This window comes from Methylophaga thiooxydans DMS010 (genome assembly GCF_000156355.1).
GTDB lineage: Bacteria > Pseudomonadota > Gammaproteobacteria > Nitrosococcales > Methylophagaceae > Methylophaga > Methylophaga thiooxydans.
Genome location: NZ_GG657900.1, coordinates 81,348 through 94,837, shown reverse-complemented (window position 1 = coordinate 94,837; position 13,490 = coordinate 81,348). Strand labels below are relative to the sequence as shown.

Annotated in this window: 16 protein-coding genes; 15 read left to right on the top strand and 1 reads right to left on the bottom strand. The window is 46.8% G+C overall.

The window, feature by feature from the left end:
- Positions 1-2: 2 nt before the first annotated feature.
- From MDMS009_RS16760 to MDMS009_RS12265, 8 genes are all read left to right on the top strand, one after another.
- A complete protein-coding gene (locus tag MDMS009_RS16760; protein ID WP_193345556.1) occupies positions 3-71 on the top strand; it encodes an RNA chaperone Hfq in 69 nt (22 codons plus the stop codon).
- Between the two features lie 11 nt (positions 72-82).
- A complete protein-coding gene (hflX, locus tag MDMS009_RS12285; RefSeq protein ID WP_008291806.1) occupies positions 83-1,225 on the top strand; it encodes a ribosome rescue GTPase HflX in 1,143 nt (380 codons plus the stop codon).
- A 92-nt stretch (positions 1,226-1,317) separates the two neighbouring features.
- Complete coding sequence (gene hflK, locus MDMS009_RS16640; RefSeq protein ID WP_008291817.1) at positions 1,318-1,998, top strand: protease modulator HflK; 681 nt, start codon at positions 1,318-1,320, stop codon at positions 1,996-1,998.
- Between the two features lie 237 nt (positions 1,999-2,235).
- Positions 2,236-2,511 (top strand): hypothetical protein, encoded by a 276-nt coding sequence (locus MDMS009_RS16635; RefSeq protein ID WP_319946229.1) that lies wholly within the window; start codon positions 2,236-2,238, stop codon positions 2,509-2,511.
- Between the two features lies 1 nt (position 2,512).
- A complete protein-coding gene (hflC, locus tag MDMS009_RS12275; protein ID WP_043888337.1) occupies positions 2,513-3,385 on the top strand; it encodes a protease modulator HflC in 873 nt (290 codons plus the stop codon).
- Positions 3,382-3,579: a DUF2065 domain-containing protein gene (locus MDMS009_RS16125; protein ID WP_036316012.1), complete on the top strand. Its 198-nt coding sequence runs from the start codon at positions 3,382-3,384 to the stop codon at positions 3,577-3,579. Before hflC ends, MDMS009_RS16125 begins: the two co-directional genes overlap by 4 nt.
- Before the next feature lie 6 nt (positions 3,580-3,585).
- Positions 3,586-4,776: an ATP phosphoribosyltransferase regulatory subunit gene (locus tag MDMS009_RS12270; protein WP_008291819.1), complete on the top strand. Its 1,191-nt coding sequence runs from the start codon at positions 3,586-3,588 to the stop codon at positions 4,774-4,776.
- Complete coding sequence (locus MDMS009_RS12265; protein WP_008291797.1) at positions 4,769-6,064, top strand: adenylosuccinate synthase; 1,296 nt, start codon at positions 4,769-4,771, stop codon at positions 6,062-6,064. Before MDMS009_RS12270 ends, MDMS009_RS12265 begins: the two co-directional genes overlap by 8 nt.
- Positions 6,065-6,094: 30 nt before the next feature.
- Here the strand turns inward: MDMS009_RS12265 and MDMS009_RS12260 are convergent, their stop codons facing one another.
- Positions 6,095-6,958: an NAD(P)-dependent oxidoreductase gene (locus tag MDMS009_RS12260; protein ID WP_008291784.1), complete on the bottom strand. Its 864-nt coding sequence runs from the start codon at positions 6,956-6,958 to the stop codon at positions 6,095-6,097.
- A 109-nt stretch (positions 6,959-7,067) separates the two neighbouring features.
- Here MDMS009_RS12260 and glyA point away from each other — a divergent pair, with 109 nt between their 5' ends.
- The 7 genes from glyA (at position 7,068) to rnhB (ending at position 13,488) form a co-directional block, all read left to right on the top strand.
- Positions 7,068-8,321, top strand: a complete 1,254-nt coding sequence (gene glyA / locus MDMS009_RS12255; protein ID WP_008291820.1) for a serine hydroxymethyltransferase — start codon at positions 7,068-7,070, stop codon at positions 8,319-8,321.
- Between the two features lie 13 nt (positions 8,322-8,334).
- On the top strand, positions 8,335-8,802 hold the full coding sequence (gene nrdR / locus MDMS009_RS12250; protein WP_008291828.1) for a transcriptional regulator NrdR: 468 nt from the start codon (positions 8,335-8,337) through the stop codon (positions 8,800-8,802).
- 104 nt (positions 8,803-8,906) lie between these two features.
- Positions 8,907-10,013, top strand: a complete 1,107-nt coding sequence (gene ribD, locus MDMS009_RS12245) for a bifunctional diaminohydroxyphosphoribosylaminopyrimidine deaminase/5-amino-6-(5-phosphoribosylamino)uracil reductase RibD (protein ID WP_008291803.1) — start codon at positions 8,907-8,909, stop codon at positions 10,011-10,013.
- 3 nt (positions 10,014-10,016) lie between these two features.
- Positions 10,017-10,655 carry a riboflavin synthase gene (locus MDMS009_RS12240; RefSeq protein ID WP_008291836.1) on the top strand — a complete coding sequence of 213 codons (639 nt, stop codon included), beginning with the start codon at positions 10,017-10,019 and terminating at the stop codon, positions 10,653-10,655.
- Position 10,656: 1 nt separating this feature from the next.
- The gene (gene ribBA, locus MDMS009_RS12235; RefSeq protein WP_008291816.1) at positions 10,657-11,775 is read left to right on the top strand and encodes a bifunctional 3,4-dihydroxy-2-butanone-4-phosphate synthase/GTP cyclohydrolase II; all 1,119 of its coding nucleotides are present in this window, start codon (positions 10,657-10,659) and stop codon (positions 11,773-11,775) included.
- On the top strand, positions 11,772-12,923 hold the full coding sequence (gene lpxB / locus MDMS009_RS12230) for a lipid-A-disaccharide synthase (protein ID WP_043888335.1): 1,152 nt from the start codon (positions 11,772-11,774) through the stop codon (positions 12,921-12,923). Before ribBA ends, lpxB begins: the two co-directional genes overlap by 4 nt.
- Positions 12,916-13,488: a ribonuclease HII gene (rnhB, locus tag MDMS009_RS12225; RefSeq protein WP_008291822.1), complete on the top strand. Its 573-nt coding sequence runs from the start codon at positions 12,916-12,918 to the stop codon at positions 13,486-13,488. The genes lpxB and rnhB overlap by 8 nt, the downstream gene beginning before the upstream one ends.
- The last annotated feature ends 2 nt before the right edge of the window (positions 13,489-13,490 follow it).

Below are 13,490 nucleotides of genomic sequence, written 5' to 3'. Positions count from 1 at the left end.
AAATGGTATACAAACACGCTATTTCTACTATCGTTCCCTCGCGTAATGTTAATTTCTCGCAAGAAGAATAGGAGCACTTTGATTGTTTGATCGCCCTGATAGTAACGCGGCTTTTGACGATTTATCGGACAAAGAAGCAGTTGTACTGGTACATCTTAATTTCAACGATCCTGACTACGATGAATCACAAATGGAATTCAAAGAGTTGGTTGGTTCAACAGGCGCCAATATCGCGGCTCTGGTAGAAGGTAAGCGTCACCGTCCAGATCCGAAGTATTTTGCTGGCAGCGGTAAAGTCGATGAAGTCGCCGAATTTGTGCATGCTTCGCATGCGGCGTTGGTGATTTTTAATCATGAACTTTCGCCCAGTCAGGAGCGCAATCTTGAGCACAAGCTGAAGTGTCGCGTGCTAGGCAGAACTGGCCTGATCTTAGACATCTTTGCCCGTAGAGCCCGCTCCCATGAAGGTAAACTTCAGGTAGAGCTTGCTCAGCTACAGCATCTATCGACACGTCTTATTCGTGGCTGGACTCACCTTGAGAGACAAAAAGGCGGGATTGGTATGCGTGGCCCCGGTGAAACGCAGTTAGAAACTGATCGCCGTTTACTTGGTCAACGCATCAAAACCTTAAAGAAGAAACTGGACAAGGTGCGTTCGCAACGTGAGCAGGGCAGACGTTCTCGTCAACGTGGTGGTGTGCCAGTCGTTTCTTTGGTGGGCTACACCAACATGGGTAAGTCGACTCTGTTCAATAAGGTTACGTCTGCTGAGGTCTACGCCGATGATCGCTTGTTTGCAACATTGGATCCAACATTGCGTCGGGTCAAGTTACATGACACCGAGATGCTGATTCTGGCTGATACGGTTGGTTTCATTCGTGATTTGCCGCATGACTTGGTTGAATCGTTCAGTTCGACCCTAGAAGAAACGCGTGATGCCGCTTTATTGTTGCATGTTGTGGACTGTGCATCAGGTGACCGTGAAGAGTTAATTCATCACGTTAATGATGTACTCAAGCAAATCGAAGCACATGAATTACCGCAGCTCATTATTTATAACAAAATTGATAATGTTGATGGTATGAAGCCGCGAATTGAGCGCAATGCTGATGGTAACATCCACCGTATTTGGTTATCAGCAAAATCAGGTGAAGGGCTGGAACTCCTGCGACAGGCTCTACAGGAATATTTTCCGCAGCAAGATCAGTCTGACTATCTGAACTGACGATCACGGTTTTGGTTGCGTATACCGCCCATCTCCGTAAAATAGTCTTTTTTTAAAGCAATTTTCTCTGTTTTCTCATATTGGAGAGCTACATGGCTTGGAATGAACCCGGTAGTGGTGATAAAGACCCGTGGGGTAATCGTGGTAATGACGGTCCACCTGATTTAGATGAAGTCGTCCGTAATATGCAGCGTAAGCTCGGCGGACTATTCGGTGGCAAAGGCGGCTCGAGTGGCGGCAATAACAACTCCAACGCAGGTTCTTACGGCCTTGGACTGATTGCAGCAATCATCGCTATTATCTGGTTATTGTCGGGTGTTTACATTGTTGACCCTGCCGAACGAGGTGTCGTGCTTCGTTTCGGGCAATATGCAACCTCAACCATGCCTGGTCCACACTGGCATTTACCTTATCCGATTGAAAAAGTTGAAAAGGTTAATGTAGAAGAAATTCGTACAGCGGAAATTGGTTATCGCTCAAACGGTTCACGTAACGGCGGTACGATTCATTCAGAAGCATTAATGTTGACGAAAGATGAAAACATCATCGACTTAAAAATTGCTGTGCAATACCGTGTTCAAGATGCTGGCAAATATCTCTTCAACGTACGTAATCCTGATTTGATTCTTCGTCAGATGATGGAAAGTGCGGTACGTGAAACGGTAGGTCGCTCTGATATGGACTTCGTTTTGACAGAAGGACGAAGTGCCATTGCAAATAGTACGGAACAACTGCTGCAATCAATGCTCGATGCCCATGACGGGGGTTATTAGTTACCAGCGTCAACATGCAGGACGTACAGCCACCCGAGCAGTTCAGGCAGCGTTTGCTGATGTGGTAAAGCTCGTGGAGGACGAAGTTCGTCAAAAGAATCAGGCAGAAGCTTATTCAAATGACATTTTGCCGGAAAGCGCCGCGGTCAGGCTTTCCGTATTCTTCAAGAAGCAGAAGCCTACAAGAGCCAGATTATTGCTAAAGCAGAAGGTGACGCGAGTCGCTTTACTCAGGTAATGCGAGAGTACAACAAAGCACCTGCAGTTACTATGGAGCGTTTGTATCTTGATGCGATGGAGTCTGTTTACTCGAAAAGCCAGAAAGTAATGGTTGATGTGGAAAACGGCGGTAGTAATGTGTTGTATCTACCATTAGATCGCTTAAGTGGTAACCGTTCAAGCAATCCAACTCGTTTGGATCTGGATAGCCTTAACTACCCATCATCAAACACTAATTCTTCGTCATCATCTAGCGCGTCACGTGATGACGTTCGTAGCAGAGGAGGTCGCTAAAATGAGTTCACGTATGACACTGATTTTAGTACTGGTCGCTTTCGTACTGATTACCCTGACATCTTCTATGTTTATCGTTGATGAACGTCAGAAAGCTTTATTGTTGAGATTGGGGCAAATTGAACGCTCTGATTACGAGCCAGGCCTGCATTTCAAAATTCCTTTTGTTAATGAAGTGCGTAAGTTCGAAGCCCGTGAAATGGCTTTGGATGCCCAACCTGCACGCTATCTGACGGGTGAAAAGAAAAACGTTATCGTGGATTCATTCATCATGTGGCGTATTGCGGACGTGGCGACTTACTACACCTCTATGGGTGGCGATGAAGAGCGTGCAGCACTGCGTTTATCTCAGATCATCAAAGATGGTTTGCGTGCCGAGTTTGGTCGACGGACGATTCAAGAAGTGGTATCAGGTGACCGTGTCACCATGGTTAAAGATATTCTGAAAGAAGCTAACCGCGTAGCGGAAGGCTTTGGTATCTCCATTTCAAATGTACGTATTAAGCGTATCGACCTGCCACAAGAAGTAAGCTCATCGGTATACACGCGTATGGAAGCTGAACGTGAGCGTGTTGCCAAAGAACTTCGTTCTCAAGGTGCGGAGAAAGCTGAAGAAATTCGCTCTGATGCGGATCGTCAACGTGCAGTGATTTTAGCTGAAGCTCGTCGTGATGCCGAAAATCTGCGTGGTGAAGGTGATGCACGAGCGACAGAAATCTATGCTGAGGCGTATGGCCAAAATGAAGATTTCTACGGTCTTTACCGTCGTTTGAGCGCTTACCAAAATATCTTCCAAGGTGATGATATGTTGGTCATTGAACCGACAGGTGATTTTTTCGATCGCTTTAGCGACTCCTCTTTGTCTGCACAGTGAGTGCAGACCTGATACACAGTCTGTGGGTTGCAACGGCATTGATGCTTGTTATTGAGGGCATCATGCCGTTTCTCAACCCGACTGTGTTCAAACGTGCACTTCTGCAAATGGCTGCTATGCCAGACAGACAAGTCCGTCTGATTGGTTTTTTTAGCATGCTTGCAGGTCTGATCTTTCTATACTGGATTAATTAACGCGACATGACTATCAAAGAAAGTTGGCTGCTGCCAGAAGGTATCGATGAATTGATGCCGGAGGAAGCTTCACAACTGGAAATCTTGCATCGCTCACTCGTCGATAGAATGCGTAGCTGGGGTTATCAGCTGGTTGTTCCACCACTAGTGGAATATCTCGACTCGCTGTTAACGGGTACTGCTAAAACACTCGATATACAAACATTCAAACTGACAGATCAAATGTCAGGAAGAATGCTTGGGATTCGAGCTGATATGACGCCACAAGTGGCTCGTATCGCTGCTCATAAGCTGAGACATCAATCTGAAATTCTTCGCTTGTGTTACATCGGTAGTGTTTTACATACCTTGCCGGAAGGCCAAGGTAAATCTCGCAATCCTATTCAACTGGGTGCTGAAATATACGGTCACGCAGGTCCCGAGAGTGACGTCGAAAGCATCGAGCTGATGGTAGATTTACTCAATGTGACTGGCGCTGTATCGACGATTGCTCTGGATATCGGCCATGTCGGTATTTATCGTGGTCTAGCAGCCTACGCCGGTCTGACTGAGTTTCAGGAGCAAGCGTTATTTTCAGCCTTGCAACGTAAAGCTGCCGCTGAAATTGAAGCATTACTTGTCGAATATCAACTTGATAGTGATGCTGAGAAGATGCTGCAAATATTGGCTGAGTTAAATGGTGATAGAGCTGTTCTTCAAACAGCACGTCAACATTTACAAAAGGCACCAGCCTCAGTTCAGCAGGCATTAGATACTTTGGAACAAATTGCAGAAGCCTTAGCTCAGCGTTTGCCTTCACTGGCGATTAACTTTGATCTCGCTGAATTACGTGGTTATCACTATCACACGGGTGTGGTGTTTGCTGCGTACAAACAAGGTTCGGCTCAGGCAGTTGCTGCCGGAGGTCGCTACGATGATATCGGTGAGGAATTTGGCCATGCACAACCGGCCACCGGTTTCAGCATGGATCTGAAAAAGCTGGCAACACAATTACCAGCAACTAAAGCTCAGCCAGATGTTATCGGTGTGACATGGCAGGATGATGCTGACTTGCAAAAACTGGTTGAATCGCTCAGACAAGCTGGAAAAGTGGTGGTTTATCAACTACCAGGCTCAGAAGTAGCAACTACACATACATTAGTAAAACAAGATGGTCACTGGGAAGTGGCTGAAACAGGAACACAAACTCGTGGCTAAAAATATTGTTGTAATTGGCTCCCAGTGGGGCGACGAAGGTAAAGGTAAACTGGTCGATCTGTTGACCGATAATGTCTCTGCTGTGGTGCGTTTTCAAGGCGGACATAATGCCGGACATACCCTGGTAATTGAAGGTAAAAAAACCATTCTTCATCTGATTCCATCAGGTATCTTGCGTGAAAACGTTCAGTGCTTGATCGGTAACGGTGTGGTGTTGTGCCCAGAAGCCTTACTGAAAGAAATGGCTGAACTCGAAGGTAACGGTGTCCCCGTTCGTAAGCGTTTAAAAATCAGCGCTGCGTGTCCACTGATTCTTCCTTACCATATTGCATTAGATCAGGCGCGCGAACTGCGTCGAGGCAAAGCGGCAATTGGTACTACCGGTCGAGGAATCGGCCCTGCCTATGAAGATAAAGTTGCACGCCGTGGTTTACGTGTTGGTGATTTATTGAATGCAGAAAGCTTCGCTGAAAAACTCGAAGACGTAATGGAGTTCCATAACTTTGCTTTGACCAATTATTACGACGTGGAACCGGTCAGTTACGAAAAAGTATTGCAAGAAACTCTGGCGATGCGTGATGTGTTACTGCCACTGATTGCTGATATTCCAGCGATGCTACAAGCCTATTCTGAGGCTGGCGAAAATGTCATGTTCGAAGGCGCCCAGGGTGCCTTACTCGATATTGACCACGGCACCTATCCTTACGTAACGTCATCCAATACTACGGCAGGCGGAAGTGCCACGGGGGCTGGTGTTGGACCATGTCATATTGATTATGTGTTGGGTATCACTAAAGCTTATGCAACCCGTGTCGGCGGTGGACCATTTCCATCCGAACTGTTTGATGATGTCGGAAAACACCTCGCTGAAAAAGGGATGGAAAAAGGCTCAACAACAGGGCGCGATCGCCGTTGTGGTTGGCTGGATATGGTGGCGCTAAATCGTGCAAGCTGGATTAATAGCATTACGGGCTTATGTTTGACCAAGCTTGATGTATTGGATGGTGTCGAAACTATCCGTCTTTGCGTGGCTTATGAACGTAACGGTGAACCCGTCGATATTCTGCCACTGAGTGCCGATGAGTTTGAGGGGTGTAAGCCTGTATACATCGATATGCCGGGTTGGCACGAGTCTACATTGGGTGTCACGGATTACGATAAATTGCCTAGCAATGCACGTGCTTATATTGAAAAAGTAGAAAGCTTGGCGGGTGTGCCAATTGATATTATTTCAACTGGCCCGGATCGCTGTGAAACGATTGTTCGCCGCGACCTGTTCAAGGTTTAGATATTAAAGCCCTCGAAAGAGGGCTTTTTTTTATTTCTTATCCGGTGATACGGCAGCCATCAAGGCTGAGTAGTCGGTATTGTCGAGTCCCATTTTCAGCGTCTCTTGTAGTAAGGCCTCAATACCTTGCAAGGCACTGGTATTTAGCCCCAGCTCATCAGCAACAGACAGGAATAAACGTGTATCTTTAGCCAAATGTTTGGTGGGAAAATTCGGATTGGCGAAATCACGATCCAACATACGGCTCAACTTCTTATCAAAAGTCGGTGCATACAACGCGCTGTCACGGACAATTTTCATAAACTGTTCGGTCTGGATGCCTTCTTTTTCGACTAATGCCAGACTCAAAGCAAAGCTTGCTGTCAGCCCTGCGATCAATTGATTCATCGCCAGTTTGACCGTAGCACCTTGACCGAGATCACCAATATGTTGCGGTTCATGACCTATTAGCTGCAGCAGAGGAAGCGCTGTTTGGTAATCAGCTTTGTTGCCACCTGCCATCAAAATTAATTTGCCGCTACGTGCTTCTGGAAGACTGCCCAAGACCGGACATTCAAGGTAACGTCCTTCCATGGCCTGAACCCGTTGAGCAAGCTCACGTGATTCTTCCGGTGCGATAGTACCCATTTGAATCAAAAGCGTGCTATCAAAGGCCGCTGGTGCGATGGAGTCAAACACCATATGAATCGCGTCAGCATCACTGAGAAACAATAAGCAAATAGTGCTTTCTTCCACGACTTGTTGCGCAGATAGTGCAACCTCGGCACCACGTTCACGTAGCTCATCACTTTTTTCAGTGCTACGGTTATAGACGATTAGCGGCTGACTTTCTGCCAGTAAATGCGTTGCTAACGCTTGTCCCATCAGGCCTGTACCGATTAATCCGATTTTCATGATGTGTTAATGCGTCCCCATGCTGATAAAACTGTCACTATGCCATAGATGACGGCGACGTTGTGAGATAGAATAATGTCCCATTTTACAGTAGAGACAGGGGAATACTGTGTACAAGAAAAACATGACCATCGCTGGCTTTGACGATGAAGTGTTCAATGCGATTAATGCAGAAGATCAGCGTCAGGAAGATCATATCGAACTGATTGCATCTGAAAACTACACCAGCCCACGTGTAATGCAAGCGCAGGGCTCATCTTTGACCAATAAATATGCCGAAGGTTATCCGGGCAAACGTTATTACGGTGGTTGTGAACACGTTGATACTGTCGAAGATATCGCCATCGCACGTGCAAAAGAGCTGTTCGGTGCCGATTACGCTAATGTGCAACCGCATTCAGGCTCACAAGCCAATGCCGCTGTATACCTTGCTCTGTTACAACCTGGTGATACGATTCTGGGTATGAGTCTGGCTCACGGTGGACACCTGACACATGGCGCAAAAGTCAGCGCTTCAGGCAAGATTTATAACTCTGTTTCTTATGGTATCAACACAGAAACCGGTGAAATTGATTACGATGAAGTGGCCGCTTTAGCTCAAGAACATAAACCAAAAATGGTTGTAGCAGGATTCTCAGCTTATTCGCGCGTGATTGATTGGCAAAAATTCCGTGATATCGCTGATTCGGTGGGCGCTTTTCTACTAGTCGATATGGCGCACATCGCTGGTTTAGTTGCTACTGGTTTATACCCTAACCCAGTCAATATTGCTGACGTGACAACGACCACAACTCATAAAACCCTGCGTGGTCCTCGTGGTGGTTTGATTCTGGCAAAATCTAATCCAGACATTGAGAAAAAACTGAACTCTGCTGTATTCCCTGGCTTCCAAGGTGGTCCGCTGATGCATGTAATTGCTGCAAAAGCAGTTGCATTCAAAGAAGCCATGTTGCCGGAGTTCAAAAGCTACCAACAGCAAGTCATTAAAAACGCCAAAGTGATGGCCGATGTCTTTATGACACGTGGTTACGATGTCGTCTCTAGTGGTACTGATGATCACTTATTCCTAGTCAGCTTTATTGAAGCCGGTTTGACAGGTAAAGAAGTTGATGCTTGGTTAGGTGCAGCGCATATCACTGTCAATAAAAATGCCGTACCGAATGATCCTCAATCACCTTTCGTGACATCGGGCATTCGTGTCGGTACCCCTGCAGTAACAACACGGGGTTTTAAAGAAGCGGAATGCCGTGATCTGGCGAACTGGATGTGTGATGTTATCGATGCTGGTGGTGGCGAAAAAGTCATTAACGAAGTGAAGAGCAAAGTGGTTGCTGTTTGCGACCGCTTACCTGTTTACTCATAATCTTGGATAACTGATGCGCTGTCCTTTTTGTGGTGCAGATGATTCAAAAGTCGTGGATTCACGTCTGTCGGCGGAGGGCGATGCCATCCGCCGACGTCGTATGTGTGTGGAGTGTAACGAGCGCTTCACTACGTATGAAACTGCAGAGCTGAGTCTCCCGCGTTTGATTAAACGAGATCGCTCCCGCGAGTTATTCGATGAGAATAAGCTTCGTGCCGGGTTTATGCGAGCATTGGAAAAACGGCCCGTCAGTATTGATGCTGTCGATACAGCAGTGAAAACAATTACCCGTCGTTTGTGGGCTGCCGGTGAACGCGAAGTCGATAGCCGCCTGGTGGGGGACTGGGTAATGGATGCACTGAGAGAGCTGGACGAAGTTGCTTATGTGCGATTTGCGTCTGTCTATCGTAGCTTTCAGGATGTTAATGAATTTCGTGAAGAAATTGAACGAATGAAAAAAGTTGATTCTGAGGATAAGTAAGACATCCAGCTTCAGCGGTTAGCAATTCTAAAAATTGATATCGTTGGGCAAAATAACCGTGTTTGATTTACTATCAATTTTACGCAGTTCAGCAAAAGAGCATTATGCCGTCACCTGAACATTTCATGGCACGAGCCATACAACTGGCCGAACGAGGCCTTTACACCACCGACCCGAACCCTCGGGTAGGCTGCGTTATTGTCAAAAATGACGAGATTATTGGCGAAGGCTGGCATATGCGTGCCGGTGAAGGCCATGCCGAAGTCAATGCCATACAGGCAGCTGGTCACGCTGCTGAAGGTGCAGATTGTTATGTCACTTTGGAACCGTGCAGTCATTTTGGCCGAACCCCTCCCTGTGTTGATGCGCTGATTACAGCCAAGGTTAAACGCGTCTTTGTTGCAATGACCGACCCAAATCCTGTTGTGTCAGGTAGTGGTATCACACGACTAAGACAGGCTGGCGTGGAAGTGCATACTGATATATTGGCTGCACAATCTGAAAAATTAAATCCCGGTTTTTGTCAGCGTATGCGTATCGGTAAGCCCTTTATCCGCAGCAAATTGGCCATGAGTTTGGATGGACGCACTGCGATGGCTTCTGGCGAAAGTAAATGGATAACCGGACCGGAAGCGAGGGCCGATGTGCAAAAGCTACGTGCACGAAGCTCTGCCATTATGACCGGCATAGGGACGGTTTTAGCTGATGACCCACTGCTAAATGTTCGACCTGAACAGAGTGATAATACGTGGTATCCGCAGGGACAAAAAGTACGGCAACCGTTAAGAGTCGTTGTCGATAGTAAAATGCGTATGCCAGAAAACGCTCGTATATTGCAGGAAAAACGTGTGTTACTCGCAACAGCTCAAGATAAGAAAGCGCCCAATGGTGCTGAAAGCATTGTTTTGCCGGAAGATGGTGACATTATCGATCTGACAGCCTTAATGTCAGTGCTGGCACAGCGCGAAGTCAACGAGCTGATGGTTGAAGCTGGCGGTGTATTGAATGGCGCAATGCTTAAAGCACGGCTGATAGATGAGCTGGTGATTTATATGGCGCCTAAGATAATGGGCGATATGGCTCGTGGTGTGTTTCATCTTCCCGGCATGGAAACCATGGCACAGAATATTTCATTGAATATCACGGATATGCGCCCAATAGGTAAAGACTGGCGCATCACCGCGATACCCGAATACAACGAGGAATTTTGAGTTATGTTTACTGGCATTATTGCAGCTATAGGTCAGGTCGATTCGGTGCAGCCAAGTGAGGGAGATTTACGCCTTAACATAGCGACACAGAAATGGGATTTATCCGATGTGAAACTTGGTGACAGCATTGCCGTCAATGGTGTTTGCCTGACGGTTGTGGAAATGACTTCCTCACAACTAAGCTTTGATGTGTCCAAAGAAAGTTTAGATCGAACCAGTCTGGGCTTGGCAATTGCGGGTTCTAAGGTGAATTTGGAAAAGGCATTGGCCGTGGGTGACCGACTGGGTGGACATATGGTCAGTGGCCATGTTGATGGTCTTGGTAAAGTCCTGCAAATGGAAACTTCAGCACGGTCGGTCTGTTTTCGGATTGAGGTTCCGCCAGTCTTAGAGCGTTATATTGCCGAGAAAGGCTCAGTTTGTATTGATGGGGTTAGTCTCACCGTCAACAATATTGGTCAAGGATGGTTTGAAGTTAATATTATTCCTCATACCATGCAAGAAACGATAATAAGCGACTACAAAGTGGGTACGCAGGTCAACCTGGAAGTCGATCTGATCGCACGCTATCTTGAGCGTTTATTGCCGGGAAAATTCGCAGACGATGAAGGAACCAATTTTGCCGATTACGGAACACTCTGACATGCAATTAAACTCGACCGCTGAAATCATTGAGGATCTCAAACAGGGCAAAATGGTCATCATTATGGATGATGAAGATCGCGAAAATGAAGGCGATCTGATTATGGCGGCTGAAAAGGTGACGCCCGAAGCTATCAATTTTATGGCACGTTTTGGCCGTGGTTTGATTTGTCTGACCTTAACCGAAGAACGTTGCCGTGAATTACGTTTACCGTTAATGGTGAGTGATAATCAGACGCCGTACTCCACCAACTTCACTGTGTCGATTGAAGCCGCACAAGGTGTCACGACAGGTATCTCTGCTGCTGATCGCGCATTAACTGTTCAGGTGGCGGTTGCTGCAGATTCAAAACCAGACGACTTGGTTCAACCCGGTCATGTGTTTCCGTTAAAAGCCCAGCCAGGGGGGGTATTAACACGGGCAGGGCATACCGAAGCCGGTTGTGATTTAGCCCACCTCGCAGGGTGTTCACCGGCTGGCGTGATTGTTGAAATACTTAATGATGACGGCAGCATGGCTCGAAGAGCCGATCTGGAAAAATTTGCTCAGACTCATGATTTAAAGATAGGAACGATTGCCGATCTCATCAGTTATCGTCTTGAAAATGAAATGACCGTGAAAGAACTGTCTCAGTGTCAGTTCCCGACCGATTATGGAGATTTTGAGTTATTCAGTTTTCAAGATACGGTCAATGAGCAAGTGCATTTGGCATTAGTGTATGGCGATATTGAGCCTGAACAGGAAACCTTGGTCAGGGTGCATATGGCTGATCCTTTAGGTGATTTGCTGGGCTCAGTTCGTGATCCTAGCCATTGGGCCATACCGGAAGTGATGAAAAAGATTCAGCAGGCCGGTAAAGGGGTTTTGGTGGTACTGCGTCAACCCGAGCAGAATAAGCAACTTGCGGCCAAAATTGCCCGCTATCAACAAGAAGACAATGATGAAACGCCATTACCCAGCAAGACGGGATGGGATCTGAGAACATTTGGCGTTGGTGCTCAGATTCTGGCGGATCTGGGCGTTAGAAAAATGCGGGTGATTGGTACCCCGACCAAGTTGACGGGCGTGTCTGGTTTTGGTTTAGAACTCACTGGATACCTTGAGGCTGATGAGCTTTGATAAAACAAAAGTACATCATCGTTGTCGCGGGAGAAGCATCTGGTGACGCCCACGCTGGGCGAATGATTGCTGCGTTAAAAGCGCAAAGACCGGACATTTCAGTATCCGGTATCGGTGGTGAGACGATGCGCCATGCTGGTGCAGAGATTTTCACTGACTTCTCAGAGCTTGCTGTAATGGGGCTGGTGGAAGTGCTGAAACGTTACAGTCAGATCAAAACAATCTTCAATCAAGTTGTCGAAAGATTAAAGAAAGAAAAGCCTGACTTGCTGATATTGGTGGATTACCCTGGCTTTAACCTGAAGCTCGCAAAGAAAGCACATAGTTTGGGTATTCCCGTGCTTTACTACATCAGCCCAAAAGTCTGGGCATGGCGACCCGGTAGAATAAAAACCATCCGACGCTATGTTGATGAGATGGCAGTATTGTTCCCATTTGAACAAACCCTTTATGAAAATGCCGGTGTGCCTGTGACCTGTGTAGGACACCCTTTGGTAGATGCCGTTAAATCAGGTTTATCCACGGAACAGGCAAAAACAAAGCTCGCCTTCAATCCTGAACACCGTGTTTTAGGACTGTTTCCGGGAAGCCGACGCAGCGAGGTCGAAGCTTTATTACCCGTTATGTTGGAAACCGCAGAACAGATTCAGCGTCGGCATGTGGATTTACAAGTTTTGTTACCGATAGCGCCGGGATTAGATGCTAATTATCTAGCGCCCTTTCTCAAAAAAACTAAACTCGATATTAAGTTGGTTAATGCGGATTTTTATGATGTCACCAAAGCCTGCGATGCAATAGTGGCGGCTTCGGGGACGGTAACCTTAGAAATTGCGCTGCTGGGTGTGCCCCATTTGTTAGTTTATCGCGTTGCGCCGATGAGCTATCGTATTCTCAAACATTTAGTGAAAATACCTTATGTTGGTTTGTGCAATATTATTACCAAACAAAACGTGATCACAGAGTTATTACAAGACGAAGTCACCACCGACAATCTGGATCGGCAGCTGACGCCGTTATTGACTGACCCTCAGGCGAAAAATCGCGCCGAAATGATTCGTTTACAGGTGCTAGAGGCTTTAGGCCCATCAGGTGGTGCCAAGAATGCAGCTAAGGCTGTCATTACCATGTTGGAAAAAGCTGATGTCTGACATTATCTTGGTTGCTGGTGTCGATGAGGTCGGCAGGGGGCCGTTAGCAGGTCCTGTTGTTACGGCAGCGGTGATATTGGATCCAGATAACCCAATTGAAGGACTGGCCGATTCAAAAAAACTCAGTGAAAAACGCCGTGAGTTTTTGGTGCCGTTGATTAAAGAACATGCTTTAGCTTGGGCGATGGGACGCGCGGAACCTGAAGAAATTGATCAGATTAATATTCTTCAAGCCAGTTTGCTGGCAATGAAACGTGCAGTAGAAGCTTTATCAATTACTCCGGGGCATGTGCTGGTGGACGGCATTCATGCACCCGATTTAAATTGTAAAACCACTACAGTGATTAAGGGTGATCAAAAAGAACCGGCCATTGCGGCGGCATCTATTTTGGCCAAAGTCGCACGTGATCGTGAGATGCACGAGATGGACTTGATGTATCCAGGCTATGGTTTTGCACAGCACAAAGGTTATCCAACTAAGCAACATCAGAAGGCGCTTGCTGATTTAGGTGTAACAGACATTCACCGTCGGTCGTTCAGTCCCGTACAACTCGCGCTGCTCTGATT

Bases quoted from the DNA above. Each gene is read 5' to 3' on its own strand.
- MDMS009_RS16635 (WP_319946229.1), top strand. From the start codon at position 2,236: ATGCGAGAGTACAACAAAGCACCTGCAGTTACTATGGAGCGTTTGTAT.
- hflK (WP_008291817.1), top strand. From the start codon at position 1,318: ATGGCTTGGAATGAACCCGGTAGTGGTGATAAAGACCCGTGGGGTAAT.
- ribD (WP_008291803.1), top strand. From the start codon at position 8,907: ATGCCGTCACCTGAACATTTCATGGCACGAGCCATACAACTGGCCGAA.
- MDMS009_RS12260 (WP_008291784.1), bottom strand. From the start codon at position 6,958: ATGAAAATCGGATTAATCGGTACAGGCCTGATGGGACAAGCGTTAGCA.
- ribBA (WP_008291816.1), top strand. From the start codon at position 10,657: ATGCAATTAAACTCGACCGCTGAAATCATTGAGGATCTCAAACAGGGC.
- rnhB (WP_008291822.1), top strand. From the start codon at position 12,916: ATGTCTGACATTATCTTGGTTGCTGGTGTCGATGAGGTCGGCAGGGGG.
- MDMS009_RS12270 (WP_008291819.1), top strand. From the start codon at position 3,586: ATGACTATCAAAGAAAGTTGGCTGCTGCCAGAAGGTATCGATGAATTG.
- nrdR (WP_008291828.1), top strand. From the start codon at position 8,335: ATGCGCTGTCCTTTTTGTGGTGCAGATGATTCAAAAGTCGTGGATTCA.
- hflC (WP_043888337.1), top strand. From the start codon at position 2,513: ATGAGTTCACGTATGACACTGATTTTAGTACTGGTCGCTTTCGTACTG.
- MDMS009_RS12240 (WP_008291836.1), top strand. From the start codon at position 10,017: ATGTTTACTGGCATTATTGCAGCTATAGGTCAGGTCGATTCGGTGCAG.